This is a genomic window from Paenibacillus sp. FSL M8-0142, from assembly GCF_038597315.1.
GTDB lineage: Bacteria > Bacillota > Bacilli > Paenibacillales > Paenibacillaceae > Paenibacillus_AQ > Paenibacillus_AQ lactis.
Map to the genome: position 1 here is coordinate 5,820,417 of NZ_CP152008.1, position 16,961 is coordinate 5,837,377.

Genomic DNA, 16,961 nt, shown 5'->3' on the forward strand with positions numbered 1-16,961 from the left:
CGTCTGCTTTGTTTCATTATCGTTTTATCACTAAGGGGTGTCCACTTTTTATTCTAGCTGCAAAAAGGGACTTGTTCGCTCTTTTCAGGCCCACAGGCCGCGCAGCAAGCCCCAAAAAGGGACTTGTTCGCTCTCTTCGGGGCCATAAGCCCGCTGCAAGTCCTCAAAAGGGACTTGTTCGCTCTCTCCGGGCCCACGGGCGGCAGCAAGTCCCCAAAAGGGACTTGTTCGCTCTTTTCAGGCCCACAGGCGCACAGCAAGTCCCCAAAAGGGACTTGTTCGCGCTTTTCGGGCCCACAATCGCCCAACAAGTCCCCAAAAGGGACTTGTTCGCTCTCTCCAGGCCCACTGGCGCGCTGCAAGTCCCCAAAAGGGACTTGTTCGCGCTTTTCAGGCCCACAGGCGCACAGCAAGCCCCCAAAAGGGACTTGTTCGCTCTCTCCAGGGCCCCAGACGCAAAACAAGTCCCGAAAAGGGACTTGTTCGCGCTTTTCAGGCCCACAGGCCGCGCAGCAAGTCCCCAAAAGGGACTTGTTCGCTCTCTCCGGGCCCACGGGCGCGCAGTAAGTCCCCAAAAGGGACTTGTTTGCTCTCTCCAGGGCCCCAGACGCAAAACAAGTCCCAAACAGGGACTTGTTCGCTCTCTCCGGGCTATTAAATGCCCGGGATCGTATTCCGTTTATGCGCCGTTCTGCGATAGTAGCTCTCCAGCTTCTCCTGGACCTCCGGAGCTACCTGCTTGCCCTCCAGATAGTCGCTGTTATCCTCGTAGCTGATGCCGAGCTCCTTCTCGTCCGTCTGCCCTTCCCATAGGCCTGCCGTAGGCGCCTTGTCCAGAATCGATTGCGGCACGCCCAAGTAGGAAGCCAGCTGGCGCACCTGACGCTTGTTCAAGGAGCTAAGCGGCGTTATATCCACCGCGCCGTCGCCCCATTTGGTGTAAAAGCCGGTAATCGCTTCGGATGCATGATCCGTCCCAACGACGAGCAGATTCTGTTCGAACGCAAGCGCGTACTGGACAACCATCCGCACTCTGGCCTTCACGTTGCCTTTGCCGGGGATGCTGATATGCTTGTTGACTCCGATGTTTTTCAAACCATGTTCCACTTCAAGCGCAATCTCGTTGACGGCTTCCTCGATGTTGGTCTCAACCGTATATTTCAGATTAAAAGCCTTCGCCGTCGCATAGCTGTCCGAGATGTCGGCCTGCTCGCCATATGGCTGAAATACACCCAGCGTTTTATATTCCTTGCCGGTCTCTTCCGTAAGCTCATCGGTTGCCCGCTTGCACAGGCCTGCCGCAACCGCGCTGTCGATCCCGCCGCTAATCGCGATAAGCAGCCCCGACGTGCCAGAATTGGTAACATAGCTCTTCAGAAAATCCACCCGCTTGCGGACTTCTTCCTCCACATTGATCGATGGCTTGACGCCCAGTTCGGCAATAATCTGTTCCTGTAGACTCATCGTAAGACTCCTTTCAGAATGGCTTCTCTCTTCTCCAATGACGGCACTTACAACAAAAGCCCCGCGGCTTCGGAATAGGCCGAACGCTTCGGGGGCTTTGTTGCTGCCGGATTACTGGCAGTAGCGATTGAATGCGTCTGTCAGATCAGCTGCGATCTCCTCGGCGGAGCGGTTCTCAACTTGATGACGCTCAATGAAATGTACCAGCTCCCCATCCTTCAAAAGAGCAATCGAAGGCGAGGATGGCGGATATGGCGCAAAATATTCACGGGCCTTCGCCGTTGCTTCCTTATCCTGCCCGGCAAATACCGTGAACAAATGATCCGGCTTCACCTCGTTTTGCAGTGCAAGTGCAACGCCTGGACGCGCTTGACCAGCCGCACAGCCGCAAACGGAATTGACAACAACGAGCGCCGTTCCTTTAGCTGCCTCAAACTGCTCTTCCACTTCCTCCGGCGTTGTCAGCTCGCGGATCCCCAGAACCGTGAGCTCATCGCGCATTGGCTGAACCATGTCGCGCATATATCGGTCAAAAGACATACCCATAACTGCTTCACTCCTTATATAAACAAGATTATTCGATTGATAACAACTCATCGCTATCTATATTATACAATCACGAAGAGTGAAAGCAAGAAAATACAAAACGAGCAGCATCTTAGGTAGGATGCCGCCCGCCGATAAAGAGGTGATGCAAGCCTAGGTGGCCGGGTAATTAATCCCGTCCTGCTTTTTGTCCACGATGGGCTCACCGCGGCGCTCTTTGTTTTCACGCTTTTGCTGCTCTTGCTCCTTGGAATTGTTTTTGCTCATCCGAATCCCTCCTTTACCGTTGGCTCTGTCTTATGATGCCAATCCGTACATCCGATTATTCGAATGCAGCTGCGCTTTGGGGTTCAATCATCGTCTGCGGAGAGGAGCGGACGGGCAGCGATATGATAAAGACCGTGCCTTGTCCTTCACTGGATTTGACATCAATCGTTCCGTTGTGCCGCTGGACCACGCTCATGCACAGTGCCAGCCCAAGCCCGGTGCCTTTATTCTTCGTTGTAAAAAAGGGCTCGAACAACCGTTGCAGTACATCGTCCGGAATTCCTATCCCGGTATCCTTGACGAATAGCTTGACCTGTTCGCCTTCCAGGCGGGTCTCGATCGTCAGCGTTCCCTTCTCCCCCATCGCTTCCATTCCGTTGCGGCATAAATTCAGGATCAGCTGCTTCATCTCTTTTGGATTCAAAAGAAGCTTCGGCATCATCGATCCCAGCTTGAGCTCGATGGACTGTCCGCGCAAATTGGCGTCCGCCCATAACAGCGGGCTCAGCTCGTGAATGATATCGTGAAGATGACACTCTTCCTTCTCGGCCGTACGATTCTGGGCCAAGGATAGAAAATCGTTAATGATGCTGTTCGCACGGTCCAGCTCTTCCATCACAATACGGTAATAATGATCAAGGGTATCCGGGCTCTTCTCCTGCATCAGCTGCAAAAATCCGCGCACAACTGCCATCGGATTCCGAATTTCATGCGTAATGCCGGCCGCCATCTGACCGACTAAGCTGAGACGCTCCACATTGATAAACTCGGAGCGCAGCTTATCAAGTTCCGTTATGTCTTCAATAATCCCAACCGCCCCCGAAATTTTGCCTGTTTGATTATGTATAAGGGGGTAAATCCCTGTCGAGTAGACTCGGGAGGCGTTACGGACAATTTCTCCCGGCGTTTCGATACCTTGAAGGGCCTTCTCGATCCTCGTTAGCAAATGCTCCTTCTGAAACATACCGTCCAAAGCCTCGTGTAACGGTTTTCCGACGATATCGCTCCTTGACAGATGCGGATAAGCAGCTTTGCTCAAGTCCGTGATCAAATGGTGGTTGGCTGCTATGATATTGCCCTTCAGGTCAACAGCTATAATGCCCAGCGGGATGAGATCCAGAAACGGACTCACGGATTCCTTGCTCATCAAAGGGCTGTTATATCGATTGGAAGCGAGCCGCTCCGCGTTCATTTCAATCCAGTATACAATCAATCCGGAGTGGAACATGCCGATCAGCATATAGAGAACCGCTACCAGAATCATATCGGGATTCAGGTGATGATTATTGACTTTTCCGTCAACGGCCTCGTGGCCCACAATGAGAAGCATGGATGGAACAAGGGCGCTCCATAGCCAGCATATCTTTTCAAGGATTGAGCCCTTCTTGAAATGAGTCGATACCCGAGGCAGCATTGAGTAGCATATGATTAGCATATTTAACAAGAGGCAGGCCAACGGCAACCCGTAAATCAGCCCATGGGTTGTTATATATACGACTGCAAGACATAACCCGGAAAACCGGCTCCCATATAAAATGCCTAAATACAGGGGAACGACTCCAAGATGAATCGGAACATAATAATCGCTCATTGCCGAGAGCAGGACACATAGAATGATGCTGATTCCGCATGCGATGACGATATGATCGCGGAATCGCAGCACAACATCCGGTTTCTTCTTGTACAGGCAATTTACATGTCTGTCGAGGAGAAGCGGCAGATGAAAGATGAGCGTACCATACAGCAGAACTTGCAGCAGAATATCTTTCCATAGGCTCAGCACAACGCTAAATCACCTCAATTCGACAACGCCTCTAATATTTTTGATTAAATCACAGGCGACACCAGATTACAATATCTTGTAAGTTCATGTTGAAATGACGAAGAACAAAGGCTTTTCGTCCTATGCTGAAGGACTTAGGATAATTCACGGTTACCGTATATAATAAGGATGATCTACTAGTGATATACCCTTAAAGGAGCTAAGAGCAAACATGCCGGATTATGATGTAATTGTGATCGGGGGCGGACCGTCCGGGCTTATGGCCTGCGTGGCGGCCGGAGAGAGAGGAGCCTCCGTTTTACTCGTGGATAAAGGGGACAAGCTTGGCCGTAAGCTCGGCATATCGGGCGGCGGCAGATGCAATGTGACCAACGCGAAAGAGCAGGATGAACTGATCGCCAATATTCCGGGTAACGGCCGGTTTCTGTACAGCGCTTTTCAGCATTGGAATAACCGGGATATTATGGCCTTCTTCGAAGGGCTCGGCATTCCGCTTAAGGAGGAAGACAACGGGCGGATGTTCCCGGTAACGGATAAGGCTTCAAGCGTTGTCAACGCCTTGATCGGCAAGGTCCGTGAGCTGGGCACCGATATCCTGACGAACAGCCCCGTGCACCGGGTTCTATTCGAGAACCATCATGCGGCGGGCATAGAATTAAAATCAGGAAGGACCATAACCTCCTCTTGCGTGATCGTTGCGACCGGCGGCCAATCGGTACCTCAAACTGGCTCCACCGGCGATGGCTATCCGTGGGCAGAGGCAGCCGGCCATACCATCACCGAGCTGTACCCGACGGAGGTGCCGATCGTGTCTACGGAGCCATGGATTGCCTCCAAGGAGCTGCAAGGACTCTCGCTGAGGGATGTAGAGCTGTCGGTCTGGAACCCGAAGGGTAAGCGGATCATTGCCCACCGCGGCGACATGCTGTTCACCCACTTCGGCGTATCCGGTCCGATCGCCCTCCGATGCAGCCAGTTTATCCGCCAGGTTCAGCGGAAATTCGATATCGTGAATGTGGACATGGCCATCGATATGTTCCCGGACCGATCTGCCCCGGAAATGGAACGTGAAATTAGGATATACCTTGAGGAGGAGCCGCGGAAAAGCATTAAGAATGCGCTCAAAGGATATCTGCCTGAACGCATGATTCCCCTGCTGCTGTCCAAGGCCGGGATCGACAGCGATACGGTCTGCAGCGGCATCTCCAAAACCGCTGTAGCCGGACTGGCCGCCACCCTTAAGAAATTCATGTTCCGGGCTTCCGGAACGAGATCGCTGAAGGAGGCGTTCGTAACGGGAGGCGGCGTAAGCCTTAAGGAGATCCAACCGAAAACCATGGAGTCCAAGCTGATGCCGGGCCTCTTTTTCTGCGGTGAAATATTAGACATCCACGGCTACACCGGGGGATACAATATCACGGCAGCCTTCTCCACCGGATACACGGCTGGCAAGCACGCTGCAGAGGCCGCTTCCGGATAGTTACCGCCCTCCTTCGGGCGTATCCTAAAAGCCGACGCCCTAACTGCCCCATCAACATGGAAAAGCGCTGGTCAGCTCCTTAAGGACTGACCAGCGCTTATTTTCATTCTCCAAATGCAAATCCTACTATTATAAGAAGCGGCAATTCATGGTACCGATCGAACCACTCATGCCGATTCGTCGCCGACTTCTTCCTCGTTCTCTCTTAAAGTCCGTTCCTCCTTGTAGACCGGCAAGGACGTCAGGGTCGGTGCAACGATGACGGCCACAGCCGTACATGCAAGCCCGGCCAACCACCCGGCCGCTCCTGGAAAGAGCGTCAGGCCCGCTACCAACGAATATAGTAACGCCGGCAATACCAGCAGGGTCCGAACCACGACCACGCCTGCCGACCGGTAATGGCGGTTGTTGAACGGAAGGATATGCATGAAATCCGCTTTGGCAAACTGCGCCCAACGGGTATGAAGCCAATACGATATGAGAATGACCATGGCAATGTAGACGATCACTTTGACTACATGCGGCGGCATCCAGATCGCCGGAACTCCGAGCAATGTGATCTGGAGGTACACGGCCAGATTTTCAGACTTGCGCAGGATCGCCTTCAGACCGGCATCCGCCAGCCGCTTCTCTGCGGCCCCCTTAAAAATGCGCCCCGATTTGCGGAACAACCAGGTCTTGCTCCGGATGCTTGGGGGCTTGCCGACCGCTTGGATCATAATCATCTCGGTTAATTGGATACGCGTGCTCGCATCCTCCCGCGTATCGGAGATGAAGTCTCCCTTCATGCGCAATCGGTACCTGCCGAGCAGGAGCAGCAGCACGAGAAAAATCACAGCGCCAAACCATAAAACAAGCGGCGTTTTAAGCCCGAAGGTCACGCCTACCATGAACGTGCCGAAGAAGAGCCAGCGGCTGAAATAGCCCCCAAGCCGCCTTGCCCATCCCTTATAACGAGAACGGATTATCCTACCCGCCAGATTGGCGCACCAGGCGCAGGCTGCGGCTGCCAGCAGCAGGGGGATTAATGTCGCTTCGCCAAATCCATAGCCTCTTACAAGAAACGGGAGGGCAAGCCCCGTGAACAGCAGCCCTTTAACCGCGGAAACACAAATGCTGTATCCCATCCCGCGGACCATCAAGCCCTTGATCCATTGCGGATGCTGGCGGAGGAACAGCACGTCGGCCTCCTCGAGAAACAGCAGCACCCTGCCGAAGAACATCAGCAGCAGAAGCGAAGCAGCTCCCTGCACCGGGATATAATCAACCCAGACGGGAATCGGTCTTGTCCATAGCTCCCGATAAAGCCCTCCGCCAAGCAGCAGACCCGGCACAATGATGTACAGCATTACCGTCCAATCTGCCACGGTAGCGAGACTTGCACGCTGATGCTTCCAATGGGATCGTACTCTTGTCCAGAACAGGGAGCCCGGGTTCTTCACATGTCGCGACCGTACCATCATGTCCTCCTCCCCGTTCATGTCAGTGCATCGAAGCAGTCAAACAAAGAGGCACCCGGAAGGTCCGCTGCGAGCCGGATGTCATCCAGTGTTCCCTGTGACGCTACTTGACCTTGTGAAATGAGGACAAAGCTGTCGCAGATTCTTTCCGCGGTATCTAGGACGTGGGTGGACATCAGTACACCTGCCCCGCGCTGCCTCTCCTCCAAAAGCAGGTTCAGAAAATCCCTCGTTGCCCTTGGATCAAGTCCGATAAACGGCTCGTCCACAATATAGACATCCGGCTTGGACAGGAAGCCGATCATGAGCATCATCTTCTGCTTCATCCCTTTGGAGAAGCCTCCGGGGAGCTCATGACGTACCGACTCCATGCCAAACTGCCGTAGAAGCGTCTCCGCCTGCTCCTCGAACCGTCCATCGTCGATCCCATATGCGGCCGCAGCCAGGTCCAGGTGCTCCCAAAGCGTCAAATCCTCGTAAAATACGGGCTGCTCCGGGACATATGCGTATCTTGGCGGATCGCCGGCAATCTTGACTTCGGCTTTGCAATCTTTCAGTAAACCAAGGACCGCTTTGATCGTCGTGCTCTTTCCTGCGCCGTTGGGGCCGATCAGCCCGAGCAGCTCGCCGGGAGCGACCCGGAACGAGATATCGCGTATCCGCGGCCGCCCGGGCTCATATCCGGCTTCCTGAATGTTCACGGCGAGAACGGGGTCTGGTTGTGATTCATGATTCTCCCGTATCATTTCCATCTCGTAAATCCCCCATCCATTTGAATTCCTATTTCAGGTAATACGTAAAGGGATGGAATTCGTTGCAAGAGGATCCATTCTGATTGGCCGTTCGGACCGGAGACGTAGCAGGGCACCGGGCCGGATATTGAAAATATTTTTATTGGACTGTGACAAATCGCATGTTTCAACGGCCTGTGATTCGAGTAATCTTAGATTTGAAGGAATTATGGTGGACATGTCATATCCAAGTTAAAGGCGGGGAAAATTAATGAAGGTATCCATGGATCGAAAGACTCAGCTGGCGATGAGCCTTTACAAAGTGCTTGCCAACTCGTTCAAAAGCGTGAGCGAGCATGTCGTAAACGGCGGTAAAACCGAAGGCTTAAACCCGACGTCTTTTGCCGTCATGGAAATATTGCATAATGCAGGCCGCCTGCCTATTCAGCAGATCGGATCCCAGCTGCTCCTGCAGAGCGGCAACGTGACCTATGTCGTCGACCGACTCGAAGAGAAGGGGCTCGTGCGGCGCAGCCCTTGCCCCGAGGACCGACGGGTGATCTATGCCGAGCTGACCCCGCAAGGCGAAGCTCTTATGCAGAGGCTTTATCCTGAGCATGAACGCCAGATCTTATATGCGCTGGAAGGGTTAAATGAAGAGGAGAAGCTCCAGCTCATCCGGCTCCTTCGAAAAATGGGGGAATATGCGAAGCAAGCCCATTCTTCGGCACGTCGGTAGTGTCCTGAAAAAAGGACAACATAGGAAAGAACCCTGTCCTCCATGGGAGACAGGGTTCTTCGTATTTTTCAATGATTAATATAGCCGCATCTTAAAAAGTCCTAACGAACATTTTATGAATACATCCATCGGACATTTCGCTCATGCAAATTCAGTCTGTGTCTATGTTAATGAAACAGCCGCGTGGTCAGTTCCCCGGTGACGCCTCTCCGTCGGTCTCATCCTCAGGCTGAGGAGGCGCATTGCGGAAGGCCGCTACAATCAGCATACAAACAACAGCCATGACGGCCATGCCGATGAACAAAGAGTTCAAGCTTCCTTCCAAAATGCCGCTCAGCAATCCGCCTGCTCCCTCCGGAAGCTCCGCCGTCCCGTGCGGAGAAAGCAGCTTGTTAATATCGTCACTGGTAATGCCGACCGCATCCGGTTCAGCTGCAAGCCGGTTTGCAATCCCGGCATTCACCCATAATCCGAACACCGCAACGCCAACCGTCTGGCCAAAGGTCCGGATAAAGGAATTCAGCGCCGTCGAGGCTCCCCGCACCTGATAACCGACCGATGACTGGGCAATAATCTGAAACAATGTCGAAATATACCCGAAGCCCAGCCCGTAAATGAACGTAAACGTCAGCAGCAGGGCGAGTGCCGTCTCCTTATGCATAAATGCCAGCCCGACGGCCCCGATGATGAGAAAAACGACACCGATCAAAGCGGTTTTGCGGGATCCCGTCTTCACGATCAGGCGTCCCCCGATCACCGATCCGATCAGCCAGCCGATGGACATCGGAGCCAGCGACAGACCTGACAAGGTGGCATTGCCTCCCCTGACGCCTTGAATCCATAGCGGCAAATAAGTGGTTAATCCGATGATCAGTGCGCTTACGAGAATATTCGCCAGCGTGGACACGGAAATATCCCGGATCTTGAATAAATTCAGCGGCAGCATCGGCTCTTTTACGCGGCTCTCTACGATCAAGAAGGCAATGAGAAGCACCACGGAACCTCCGATAAGGCCGAGCATCATCGGGGATGTCCAGGAATAGCCCTCTCCCCCTCCGACAGCCAGCGCGAAGAGAAGCGCCGTCATGCCGACCGCAAACAATGCCGCGCCGGTATAATCAATCGAAACCTGGCGGGCTGTACGATCTTCCCGGAAATAGCGGAGAATCAACCAGATGGAAACAACGCCGAACGGCATATGGAATACAAAAATCCAGTGCCAGGACAGAAAGTCGACAAAGTATCCTCCAATCAATGGACCGATCAGGGAAGAAATGCCCCATACGGAGCTGATCATTCCCTGAACCTTCCCTCTCTCCTCCAGGTTGTAGATGTCCCCGATAATCGTAAAGGTCACGGGGATAACCGCCCCGGCCCCAATCCCCTGGATCGCCCGGAAAATAATGAGCTGCGTCATGCTCTGCGAGAGGCCGCACAGCAGCGACCCCGCCAGGAATATGAGGGAGCCGTACAGAAATACCGGCTTTCGCCCGTACAGATCGCTAACCTTGCCGAAAATCGGCGTCGTGACGGCCATCGTTAGCAAGAACGCCGTAAAGATCCAGCTCATTAGACTAACACTGCCGAAGCTGCTAATAATCGCCGGTCCTGCAGGACCGACAACCGTTCCTTCGATCGCGGCCATAAAGGTCGACAGCAAAATACCGACCAGGATATAGCCCCGCTTATTTTGTTTCAGTGCATTCACGTATCCTTCGTCCCCTTTACTTTGAACAGCTCTTGACCGCCCGCCCCAGGGCGCCCATCCCCCGGCGATTAAGGATATGCGAAAAAGAGCTGACAACAGTATAAAAAGCGCCTCCCAAAAATGCAGGAGCGCTTTTCGCACATGTAATATTTCTATTATAAATGCTGCTTGGGGATATGCACAGACTCTTCTTGGTTTCTGCCCCGAAGATGAATCACGGAATCGGCGTACGGCCGCATGATGTCCGGATCGTGCGTAATCATCAGGATCGCAGCGCCCTCGTCAATGACAAACCGGCAGAGCTGGACGATGCGCTCCATAGCGGCATAGTCCATGCCGGAGGTCGGCTCGTCCAAAATATAAAGCGGCCTGGCAAGGATCATTTGGCTGATCATGCTGAGCAGCCGCTTCTCTCCTTGGCTAAGCAGATAAGGGGACATATGAAGGCGCTTGGCTAAGCCTGCCGTTTCAAGCAGATGGTTCGCTCTGCTCCGCTCGGCGTCTGTCAGCTCCGGGCGCTTGGCTGCAGACAGTCCGCCATGCAGGCTGTAGACCAGCTCTTCCCAGACATTCGGAGCCGTAAACATATATTCGGGCTGTTGGAACACATAGCCGATCCGCTCGGCCCGGCGATGCACCGGAATCCCGGTGAGATCTTCCCCCCGCCACAGAATACTCCCTTTCGGCGCAGGCAAAAGGCCCATGATCAAACGGCTCAGCGTCGTCTTGCCCGAGCCGTTCTCTCCCGTCAGCAGCGCCCAGCTGCGAGGCTCCAGAACGGCATCGACAGGGCTGAGCGCCTCCCGCTCGCCGGGATAGCTGTAATGGAGCGAGCGCAGCTCGAGCAGCGGCTCAGGGGGCCTGGCTGCGGGTGCTGCGGCGGGCGGATTTGGCGCGGCCGCGGTGGTGGGCGCAGCCGACGCCGATTGTGACGCGGCGCCTTGCATGCCTGCGGCATCTTCCGCTGGCGCCGTGACAGGCGCGGCGATTGGCGGGGCGGCTCCGCCGCGAGCTACCTGCGGCGCCACGGCGCCCCGCGCGGCCGCGCCGCCAGCTGCCTCCCCTGCGGGGCGAGGCAGCAGCCCCAGCTGCGCCAGCTGCTCCCCGCAGCGGCGCAGCAGCTCCTCCGGCGGCCCGTCGAGCACGACGGTGCCACCGTCCAGGACGATGACGCGCTGCGCGGCGCGCGCGGCATCGTCAAAGCGGCCGGACGCCGTAATGAGCGTCCGGCCCTCGCCCTGCAGCGCTTGGCACAGCTGCAGGAATCTCGCCTGCGCAGCCGTATCCAGGCTCGCGCAGGCGTCGTCGAAGACGTACAGCCGCGGCTGCAGCGCCAGCACCGCGGCAATGGCGGTGCGCTGGCGCTGTCCGCCGGACAGGCTGCGCACCGGATCGGACCGCCGGTCCAGCAGATCGACCGCGGTCAAGGAGGCCGCGATGCGCCGCTCGATCTCTTCCGGCGCAACCCGCAGGTTCTCCGGCCCGAATGCTGCCTCATCCTCGACGATGCCCTGGACAAGCTGCGCATCGGGATCCTGAAACAGCACCCCCATCGCCTCCGTAACATCGGCGAGCGGGGCTGAGGCAGGATCCATCCCGTCCAGCAGCAGAACGCCTTCCCGGGTTCCGCCCCCGCTTCGCGGAAGAAGACCGCTGAGCAGCTGGCACAGCGTGGATTTGCCGCTTCCGCTTGCCCCGATCACGGCCGTCCACTCGCCCGGCTGCACCGTGAAGCTAAGCTGATGCAGGACCGGCCGCTCCTCGCCGTCGTACATAAAACCGACGTCCCGGCACTCCACCTTCGTTCCGATCAAGCGAATCATCCCTTCGCGCTGACGGCAAATCTGCGCAGCAGCCCCGTCTTCGCCAAAGCTTCGCCCAGCACTTTCGTCAGCAGGCCGCACAGGAAGATGCCGCTCAGGATCCGCACAACCAGCGCAATCCCCAGAACACCGATCGGCCATGCCGTGTAGCCGAACATATTCGCGGCAAACACGAACCAGAGCGGCACCATCGCGCCGCCGACCAGCATAAGCACACCCGTGCTCCAATTCCGGTAACGCACAGCCGCAAATATAATCTCCGCGATGACCATGTAGCATGCGGCGGCGACAAAGCATGACGCAATGCCGTAAACCGTTCCCGTCATGGCCTGGATCGTCCCTCCGATCGCATAAGTGACAACCGCCGTTCCGGGTTTACGGATGATGTAATAAGCCAACAGGCCGTACACCATGTAGATGCCCGTGGTCGTCGATGTCGCGATCGGTCCGCCAAGGCTGCTCAGCAGCTTGTTGACCGGCCCGATATACACGGTGATGACGGCGTTGACCGCAGCCAGCATCGCCATCAGAATAATTTCCTGGGTCGTGAATGCAAACCATTTTCGATTCGTTGATGAATGATTCAAAATTAATCCTCCTTAGGTACCGTCCAAATCGGCCAGCGCGAGCTGATAGGGTTCACAGGGGTCCCGCAGCCAACCGAATATGCTAGTCCGAAAATTAAGCTGCTAGACTACAGATTTCGGCCAAGCTGGACGCTTTGCTAAGTCATATTTTGCATATATCCGTGCTTATCGTCAACCACATTTTAATATAATCCGGTTAACAATTTAAACAATCCACCCCAATAATGCCGTTAACAAGACGTAGGCGAATGCAGAAATTACATGCATCGGCGAAATGTTAACCGTCTGGCGAAACGTTCTGTCCGGATTTGCTCCAAAGCCCTTGGCCTCCATTGCGCCGGCTGTCTGCTGAACCCGCCGCAGCGCATTTAACAGCACGGATGATACGAATGCCAGCACATAGCGGATTCGGCTCATGAGCCCCTTGGGAGGCTGGTGTCCCCTAACCTGCTGAGCTGCCCGAATCTGTGCTCCCTCCTGCTCCAAGAGCGGAATAAACGTGAGCGCGGCGGAAATGCCGAAGGCAAAACGGTACGGAACGCCAAGCCTGCGATTCAGCTCTGCCACCAGCTCCCGCGGGTCGGTCGTAACGATATAAGCCATCGAGGATAAAAACAGCGTAAACATCCGAAGCGTCATCGCTCCCGCGGCATTCAGCCCTTCGGTCGTAATCGTCAAAGGTCTCCATTGCATCCACACGGTTTCCCCCTTCACCGTCAAGCCGGTCAAGATGAAATACGGGATAGCCACGACGGCAATCAGCCGGATGCCCAGAAGCAAGCTTCTCCAGGTTAGTTGCCCGGCGAATCGCGCCGTGCCGATGCATAGAAGCAGAAACACCCCCTGCTGCCAGGCCTGGTCCAGCATCATGGCGATGACCGCGGTACACAGCAGAATGACCAGCTTGCTTAACGGATCGTATCGATGAAGGAGAGAGCTTCCCCTCCTGTACTGAATCAACATGCCTATCCAACCTCTCCCTTGCGATGATTCCAATCCCTTTTCAACATTGAAAAAACTACTGCATCTACATATCCCGTGGAGGTATGCCGGTACTCCCGCAATACGCCTTCCAGCGTATAGCCTAAACGCTCAAAAAACCGTACCGCTCGCGCATTGCCCGGTTGAACAAAGGCTTCGATCCGATTCAGGCCCATCTCTTGAAAAGCAAACCTCATCGCAAGCTCGGCTGCTTCCGTCATAAAGCCTTTTCCCTGACAATCGCTAGCCAGCTCGCAGCCGAATTCCCCCCGGTACGCCCCAGCCAGCTGCCATTGGTTCAGTCCGCAGCTGCCAATGACCCGTCCGGAGCCGGTAAGCTCAATGCCCCACCTGAGCGCATCCTCCTCTTCCGACATGGCGTTTAGCCATGCGATGAGCGCCGCCGCATCCGCTGCCGCGTGCATAGCCGGCAGCTCGGTAAACTTCCTCGTATCTGGATCGGACCAGCACCGGAGCATATCCGCAGCGTCATCCTCAGTAAGCCTGCGGAGCCGGACCCGATCGCCCGCGAGCTCCGGAATATGACCTTCACATGCATACACCGCGTCCACCCCTTTACAAAAATGCTGACTTGTATTTAACGTTTTCGGTGATACTAACTGCGTGTATTAAAGATGTATAGCTTTAAGATTCCTTTGGCCCGGGATGTGCAAACATCCGCATGAAGGCTTCGATGCTATCTATATTGATGGATTCGGGAGGCATCCGTCAATATGCGTAGCATCCCCCGTTCATCAGCATAGAACAGAGGAGGGATATTCGATATGTATATTACTTTAGTCGTTCTGATCGTTGTTGCTCTTATCGCCGCAGCCATCACGGAGATCGGATATCTCCAAATCACGCGGATGAAAGTCAAAAATGACCTGAAGCTGTTCACCGTCCTTGAGCAGGCGGGATTGTACACGCGTGAAAAGTATGATTCGCTGAGCAAACAAGAGGTGAACATAACCAGCTTTGACGGGTTGAAGCTGTGCGGCGCATCCATCGAAGCGAATCCCGGCTCTAAGCACTGGATGCTCATCGTTCACGGGTATACCGGTTCCCGGGCGGTATCCACCCAGTTTATCGATATGTTCACGGAGGAAGGCTACAATGTGCTGCTGATTGATCAGCGCCGTCACGGCCTCAGCGAAGGCCGATACACGACGTATGGATATTATGAAAAATACGATATCCAGGCATGGATTCGCTGGCTTACCTCACAATACGGGAAGGATATAGCCGTTGGACTGCATGGGCAATCCCTTGGCGGAGGCACCGTACTGGAATATTTATCGATTGCGGATCCGCAAGTGAAGCTTGTCATAGCGGATTGTCCCTATTCCGACCTGACGGACCTCATCCGCCATCAGCTGTCCTCGCTTAATAAAATCCCGGCCAGACCTTTCCTATCCTGGGTCGATGCCCGAATACGGCGGAAAGCCGGCTTTAGCCTAAATCAGGTCAGCCCGATTCGCGCAGTGCGGGAAAGCACGCTGCCCGTCATGTTTATTCATGGGGCGAAGGACAATTACGTGCCAACCCGGATGAGTCTTGAAATGTATGAGGCGAAGCCTGAGCCGAAGAAGCTGCTGCTTGTCGAAGGAGCTATTCATGCCAATGCCTATCATATTGACCCGAAAGGCTACAGAGACGGAGTCCAATCGTTTCTGCGGGAGTATATGGGTCAACCCCAGGCCAGCCCGCAGCCCCGGCTGCATCAAGCAGAAATGAGCGCCGTACCGATGGACCGTTCGCTTGAAAGCGTGTAGACATCTTGAATTACGGAGCATGCAATCAAAAAAGCAGCCCCGCGTCGGCCTAGGCCTGACCATCATCCAGGGCTGCTTTCATGTTTTTTTCGAAAAAGGGGAGCCGTCCGTTAAGCCATGGTGTCCGCTTTCTTCGCGTTGACCGGCTTCAGCACCTCGTTGCAGAGCTCCTTCAGCTTGCTCTGAAGCTCTTTGAATTCTTCGATGCCAGCCCCCGTCAGACTATATGCATCCCCATGAGCCGTCAGGAAATTTTCCTGCGTCAAGCGTTCAAGCTCATTCTTGACCTCCCGGTCACCAACCTTATACCCGTGGCGTTCGAGCTCGGGCTGCATTTCGCTGACGGTAAGGTCCCGTTCGTGAGCGTGATATAGCATGTGAATACCGATAAACAAATTTTGTACGTCTGCACGCATTCTGATCCTCTCCTCCTTGACATTAGGTTGGCACCTATTCTGTCATTCATTACCCCTCGGAAGGTGCGGGGAATCAGCGGATTCTGATCGATACGGCCCGGACCGGATGCCAATGCTTGACGAATATCTTATACTTATACTATCGTGAGTGAACGATAACATGATTAAGGAAGGACGGGGAACACGATGTTTCAAAATACGCCATACGAGGGTACCCGGAGCGAGCAGTACGCCCAGGTCCTTCAACAATTGAAGGCATTGATTCATGACGAGCCCAATGCGATTGCCAATCTCTCAAACGCCTCGGCCTTGCTGAAGCATTTTTTAACAGATACCAATTGGGTCGGCTTCTACCTCTATGACGGCAAGGAGCTGGTGCTCGGTCCCTTCCAGGGTCTGCCGGCCTGCATCCGGATTCCGATGGGCCGCGGCGTATGCGGAACCGCCGCTGCCAAGCAATCCACCGTCCTGGTAGAGGATGTACATGCATTCCCGGGACATATTGCGTGCGATGCCGCATCCAACAGCGAAATTGTCGTTCCGATCGTCGTTGACGGAGCGCTTTACGGTGTTCTGGATATCGACAGTCCGTTGAAGGGAAGATTCGATCAAGAGGATCAGCAGTTCCTGGAGGAATTCGTCCACATATTGGAAGGCTCTCTATCCCTGTAGACCGGATGTTTCCCCGTGTTGTTCCGCACAATAATCAAGGGTTCATACCTACAAACTCTTGAGGAGGAATACGCGCATGTATTCAACGAACAACACGCAAATTTCGCAGCAAATCCGCCAGTGTGAGCAGTTGCTGCAGCAGCTGACGCAGCAAACGCAGCAAGCTTCCGCCATGTACCAGCAGATGATGCAGCAGGAGCAGCAGAACGCCGCCAGACTGGAAGAGCTTGCACAACGCGAGCGTCAAGCAACGCAAATGATCCAGTCCGCGCTGCAAGGGCACCAGACAGCGATTCAGCAGTTCCAGCAAATCTCTCAGCTGGTGAAGCAAGTGGAATATTCGGCGCGGGCTAATCAAGCCCAGCATATCCAGCCTACCTTCGGCCAAGGCTTCCCGAATACACATCAAGGCTTCCAATAAGCCTTTAAGCACGAGACAAATAAGGGGCTCCCTCAAGGTTCTTCTCGACCCGGGAGCCCCTTATTTTAAGTCTAGACTTCGATATAACCTTCTTCCGGTCCACCCCCG

16 protein-coding genes are annotated in these 16,961 nt (G+C 54.7%); 5 read left to right on the forward strand and 11 right to left on the reverse strand.

Annotation, left to right across the window (positions count from 1 at the left end; genetic code table 11):
• Positions 1-654: 654 nt before the first annotated feature.
• The 3 genes from nadE to NSQ46_RS26415 all read right to left on the reverse strand — a co-directional run bounded on the left by nadE (position 655) and on the right by NSQ46_RS26415 (position 4,060).
• Positions 655-1,464: an ammonia-dependent NAD(+) synthetase gene (nadE, locus tag NSQ46_RS26405; protein WP_007132425.1), complete on the reverse strand. Its 810-nt coding sequence runs from the start codon at positions 1,462-1,464 to the stop codon at positions 655-657.
• A 111-nt stretch (positions 1,465-1,575) separates the two neighbouring features.
• Positions 1,576-2,010 (reverse strand): BrxA/BrxB family bacilliredoxin, encoded by a 435-nt coding sequence (locus tag NSQ46_RS26410; RefSeq protein WP_007132426.1) that lies wholly within the window; start codon positions 2,008-2,010, stop codon positions 1,576-1,578.
• 322 nt (positions 2,011-2,332) lie between these two features.
• Positions 2,333-4,060, reverse strand: coding sequence for an ATP-binding protein (locus tag NSQ46_RS26415; protein ID WP_342575319.1), 1,728 nt, complete (start codon positions 4,058-4,060; stop codon positions 2,333-2,335).
• A gap of 211 nt (positions 4,061-4,271) precedes the next feature.
• Here NSQ46_RS26415 and NSQ46_RS26420 point away from each other — a divergent pair, with 211 nt between their 5' ends.
• Positions 4,272-5,540, forward strand: a complete 1,269-nt coding sequence (locus NSQ46_RS26420; protein ID WP_007132429.1) for an NAD(P)/FAD-dependent oxidoreductase — start codon at positions 4,272-4,274, stop codon at positions 5,538-5,540.
• A 167-nt stretch (positions 5,541-5,707) separates the two neighbouring features.
• Here the strand turns inward: NSQ46_RS26420 and NSQ46_RS26425 are convergent, their stop codons facing one another.
• Positions 5,708-7,003 carry an ABC transporter permease gene (locus NSQ46_RS26425; RefSeq protein WP_244152784.1) on the reverse strand — a complete coding sequence of 432 codons (1,296 nt, stop codon included), beginning with the start codon at positions 7,001-7,003 and terminating at the stop codon, positions 5,708-5,710.
• Between the two features lie 14 nt (positions 7,004-7,017).
• On the reverse strand, positions 7,018-7,752 hold the full coding sequence (locus NSQ46_RS26430) for an ABC transporter ATP-binding protein (RefSeq protein WP_007132431.1): 735 nt from the start codon (positions 7,750-7,752) through the stop codon (positions 7,018-7,020).
• A gap of 250 nt (positions 7,753-8,002) precedes the next feature.
• Here NSQ46_RS26430 and NSQ46_RS26435 point away from each other — a divergent pair, with 250 nt between their 5' ends.
• Positions 8,003-8,470, forward strand: coding sequence for a MarR family transcriptional regulator (locus NSQ46_RS26435; protein WP_007132432.1), 468 nt, complete (start codon positions 8,003-8,005; stop codon positions 8,468-8,470).
• Between the two features lie 187 nt (positions 8,471-8,657).
• Here NSQ46_RS26435 and NSQ46_RS26440 read toward each other — a convergent pair whose 3' ends face one another.
• From NSQ46_RS26440 to NSQ46_RS26460, 5 genes are all read right to left on the reverse strand, one after another.
• Positions 8,658-10,178, reverse strand: coding sequence for an MDR family MFS transporter (locus NSQ46_RS26440; protein ID WP_144878043.1), 1,521 nt, complete (start codon positions 10,176-10,178; stop codon positions 8,658-8,660).
• Positions 10,179-10,333: 155 nt separating this feature from the next.
• Entirely contained in the window at positions 10,334-12,001 is a 1,668-nt protein-coding gene (locus NSQ46_RS26445) for an ABC transporter ATP-binding protein (RefSeq protein WP_342577018.1), read from the reverse strand.
• The gene (locus tag NSQ46_RS26450) at positions 11,998-12,528 is read right to left on the reverse strand and encodes an ECF transporter S component (protein ID WP_050954094.1); all 531 of its coding nucleotides are present in this window, start codon (positions 12,526-12,528) and stop codon (positions 11,998-12,000) included. Before NSQ46_RS26450 ends, NSQ46_RS26445 begins: the two co-directional genes overlap by 4 nt.
• A 264-nt stretch (positions 12,529-12,792) precedes the next feature.
• Positions 12,793-13,551 (reverse strand): energy-coupling factor transporter transmembrane component T, encoded by a 759-nt coding sequence (locus tag NSQ46_RS26455; protein ID WP_341341468.1) that lies wholly within the window; start codon positions 13,549-13,551, stop codon positions 12,793-12,795.
• Between the two features lie 2 nt (positions 13,552-13,553).
• Positions 13,554-14,132 carry a GNAT family protein gene (locus tag NSQ46_RS26460; RefSeq protein WP_341341467.1) on the reverse strand — a complete coding sequence of 193 codons (579 nt, stop codon included), beginning with the start codon at positions 14,130-14,132 and terminating at the stop codon, positions 13,554-13,556.
• Positions 14,133-14,354: 222 nt separating this feature from the next.
• Between NSQ46_RS26460 and NSQ46_RS26465 the strand changes: the two genes are divergently transcribed.
• A complete protein-coding gene (locus tag NSQ46_RS26465) occupies positions 14,355-15,344 on the forward strand; it encodes an alpha/beta hydrolase (protein ID WP_144878041.1) in 990 nt (329 codons plus the stop codon).
• 110 nt (positions 15,345-15,454) lie between these two features.
• Here the strand turns inward: NSQ46_RS26465 and NSQ46_RS26470 are convergent, their stop codons facing one another.
• Entirely contained in the window at positions 15,455-15,760 is a 306-nt protein-coding gene (locus tag NSQ46_RS26470) for a hypothetical protein (RefSeq protein ID WP_007132439.1), read from the reverse strand.
• Between the two features lie 186 nt (positions 15,761-15,946).
• Between NSQ46_RS26470 and NSQ46_RS26475 the strand changes: the two genes are divergently transcribed.
• Complete coding sequence (locus NSQ46_RS26475) at positions 15,947-16,432, forward strand: GAF domain-containing protein (RefSeq protein WP_007132440.1); 486 nt, start codon at positions 15,947-15,949, stop codon at positions 16,430-16,432.
• A 76-nt stretch (positions 16,433-16,508) separates the two neighbouring features.
• Positions 16,509-16,853 (forward strand): hypothetical protein, encoded by a 345-nt coding sequence (locus NSQ46_RS26480; RefSeq protein WP_007132441.1) that lies wholly within the window; start codon positions 16,509-16,511, stop codon positions 16,851-16,853.
• Positions 16,854-16,961 lie beyond the last annotated feature (108 nt).

What these genes read in the sequence shown, in the direction of transcription:
- NSQ46_RS26475 (WP_007132440.1), top strand. Translation starts at nt 15,947, where the DNA reads ATGTTTCAAAATACGCCATACGAGGGTACCCGGAGCGAGCAGTACGCC.
- NSQ46_RS26410 (WP_007132426.1), bottom strand. Translation starts at nt 2,010, where the DNA reads ATGGGTATGTCTTTTGACCGATATATGCGCGACATGGTTCAGCCAATG.
- NSQ46_RS26470 (WP_007132439.1), bottom strand. Translation starts at nt 15,760, where the DNA reads ATGCGTGCAGACGTACAAAATTTGTTTATCGGTATTCACATGCTATAT.
- nadE (WP_007132425.1), bottom strand. Translation starts at nt 1,464, where the DNA reads ATGAGTCTACAGGAACAGATTATTGCCGAACTGGGCGTCAAGCCATCG.
- NSQ46_RS26420 (WP_007132429.1), top strand. Translation starts at nt 4,272, where the DNA reads ATGCCGGATTATGATGTAATTGTGATCGGGGGCGGACCGTCCGGGCTT.
- NSQ46_RS26430 (WP_007132431.1), bottom strand. Translation starts at nt 7,752, where the DNA reads ATGGAAATGATACGGGAGAATCATGAATCACAACCAGACCCCGTTCTC.
- NSQ46_RS26435 (WP_007132432.1), top strand. Translation starts at nt 8,003, where the DNA reads ATGAAGGTATCCATGGATCGAAAGACTCAGCTGGCGATGAGCCTTTAC.
- NSQ46_RS26455 (WP_341341468.1), bottom strand. Translation starts at nt 13,551, where the DNA reads ATGTTGATTCAGTACAGGAGGGGAAGCTCTCTCCTTCATCGATACGAT.
- NSQ46_RS26450 (WP_050954094.1), bottom strand. Translation starts at nt 12,528, where the DNA reads ATGGCGATGCTGGCTGCGGTCAACGCCGTCATCACCGTGTATATCGGG.
- NSQ46_RS26465 (WP_144878041.1), top strand. Translation starts at nt 14,355, where the DNA reads ATGTATATTACTTTAGTCGTTCTGATCGTTGTTGCTCTTATCGCCGCA.
- NSQ46_RS26425 (WP_244152784.1), bottom strand. Translation starts at nt 7,003, where the DNA reads ATGATGGTACGGTCGCGACATGTGAAGAACCCGGGCTCCCTGTTCTGG.
- NSQ46_RS26445 (WP_342577018.1), bottom strand. Translation starts at nt 12,001, where the DNA reads ATGATTCGCTTGATCGGAACGAAGGTGGAGTGCCGGGACGTCGGTTTT.
- NSQ46_RS26480 (WP_007132441.1), top strand. Translation starts at nt 16,509, where the DNA reads ATGTATTCAACGAACAACACGCAAATTTCGCAGCAAATCCGCCAGTGT.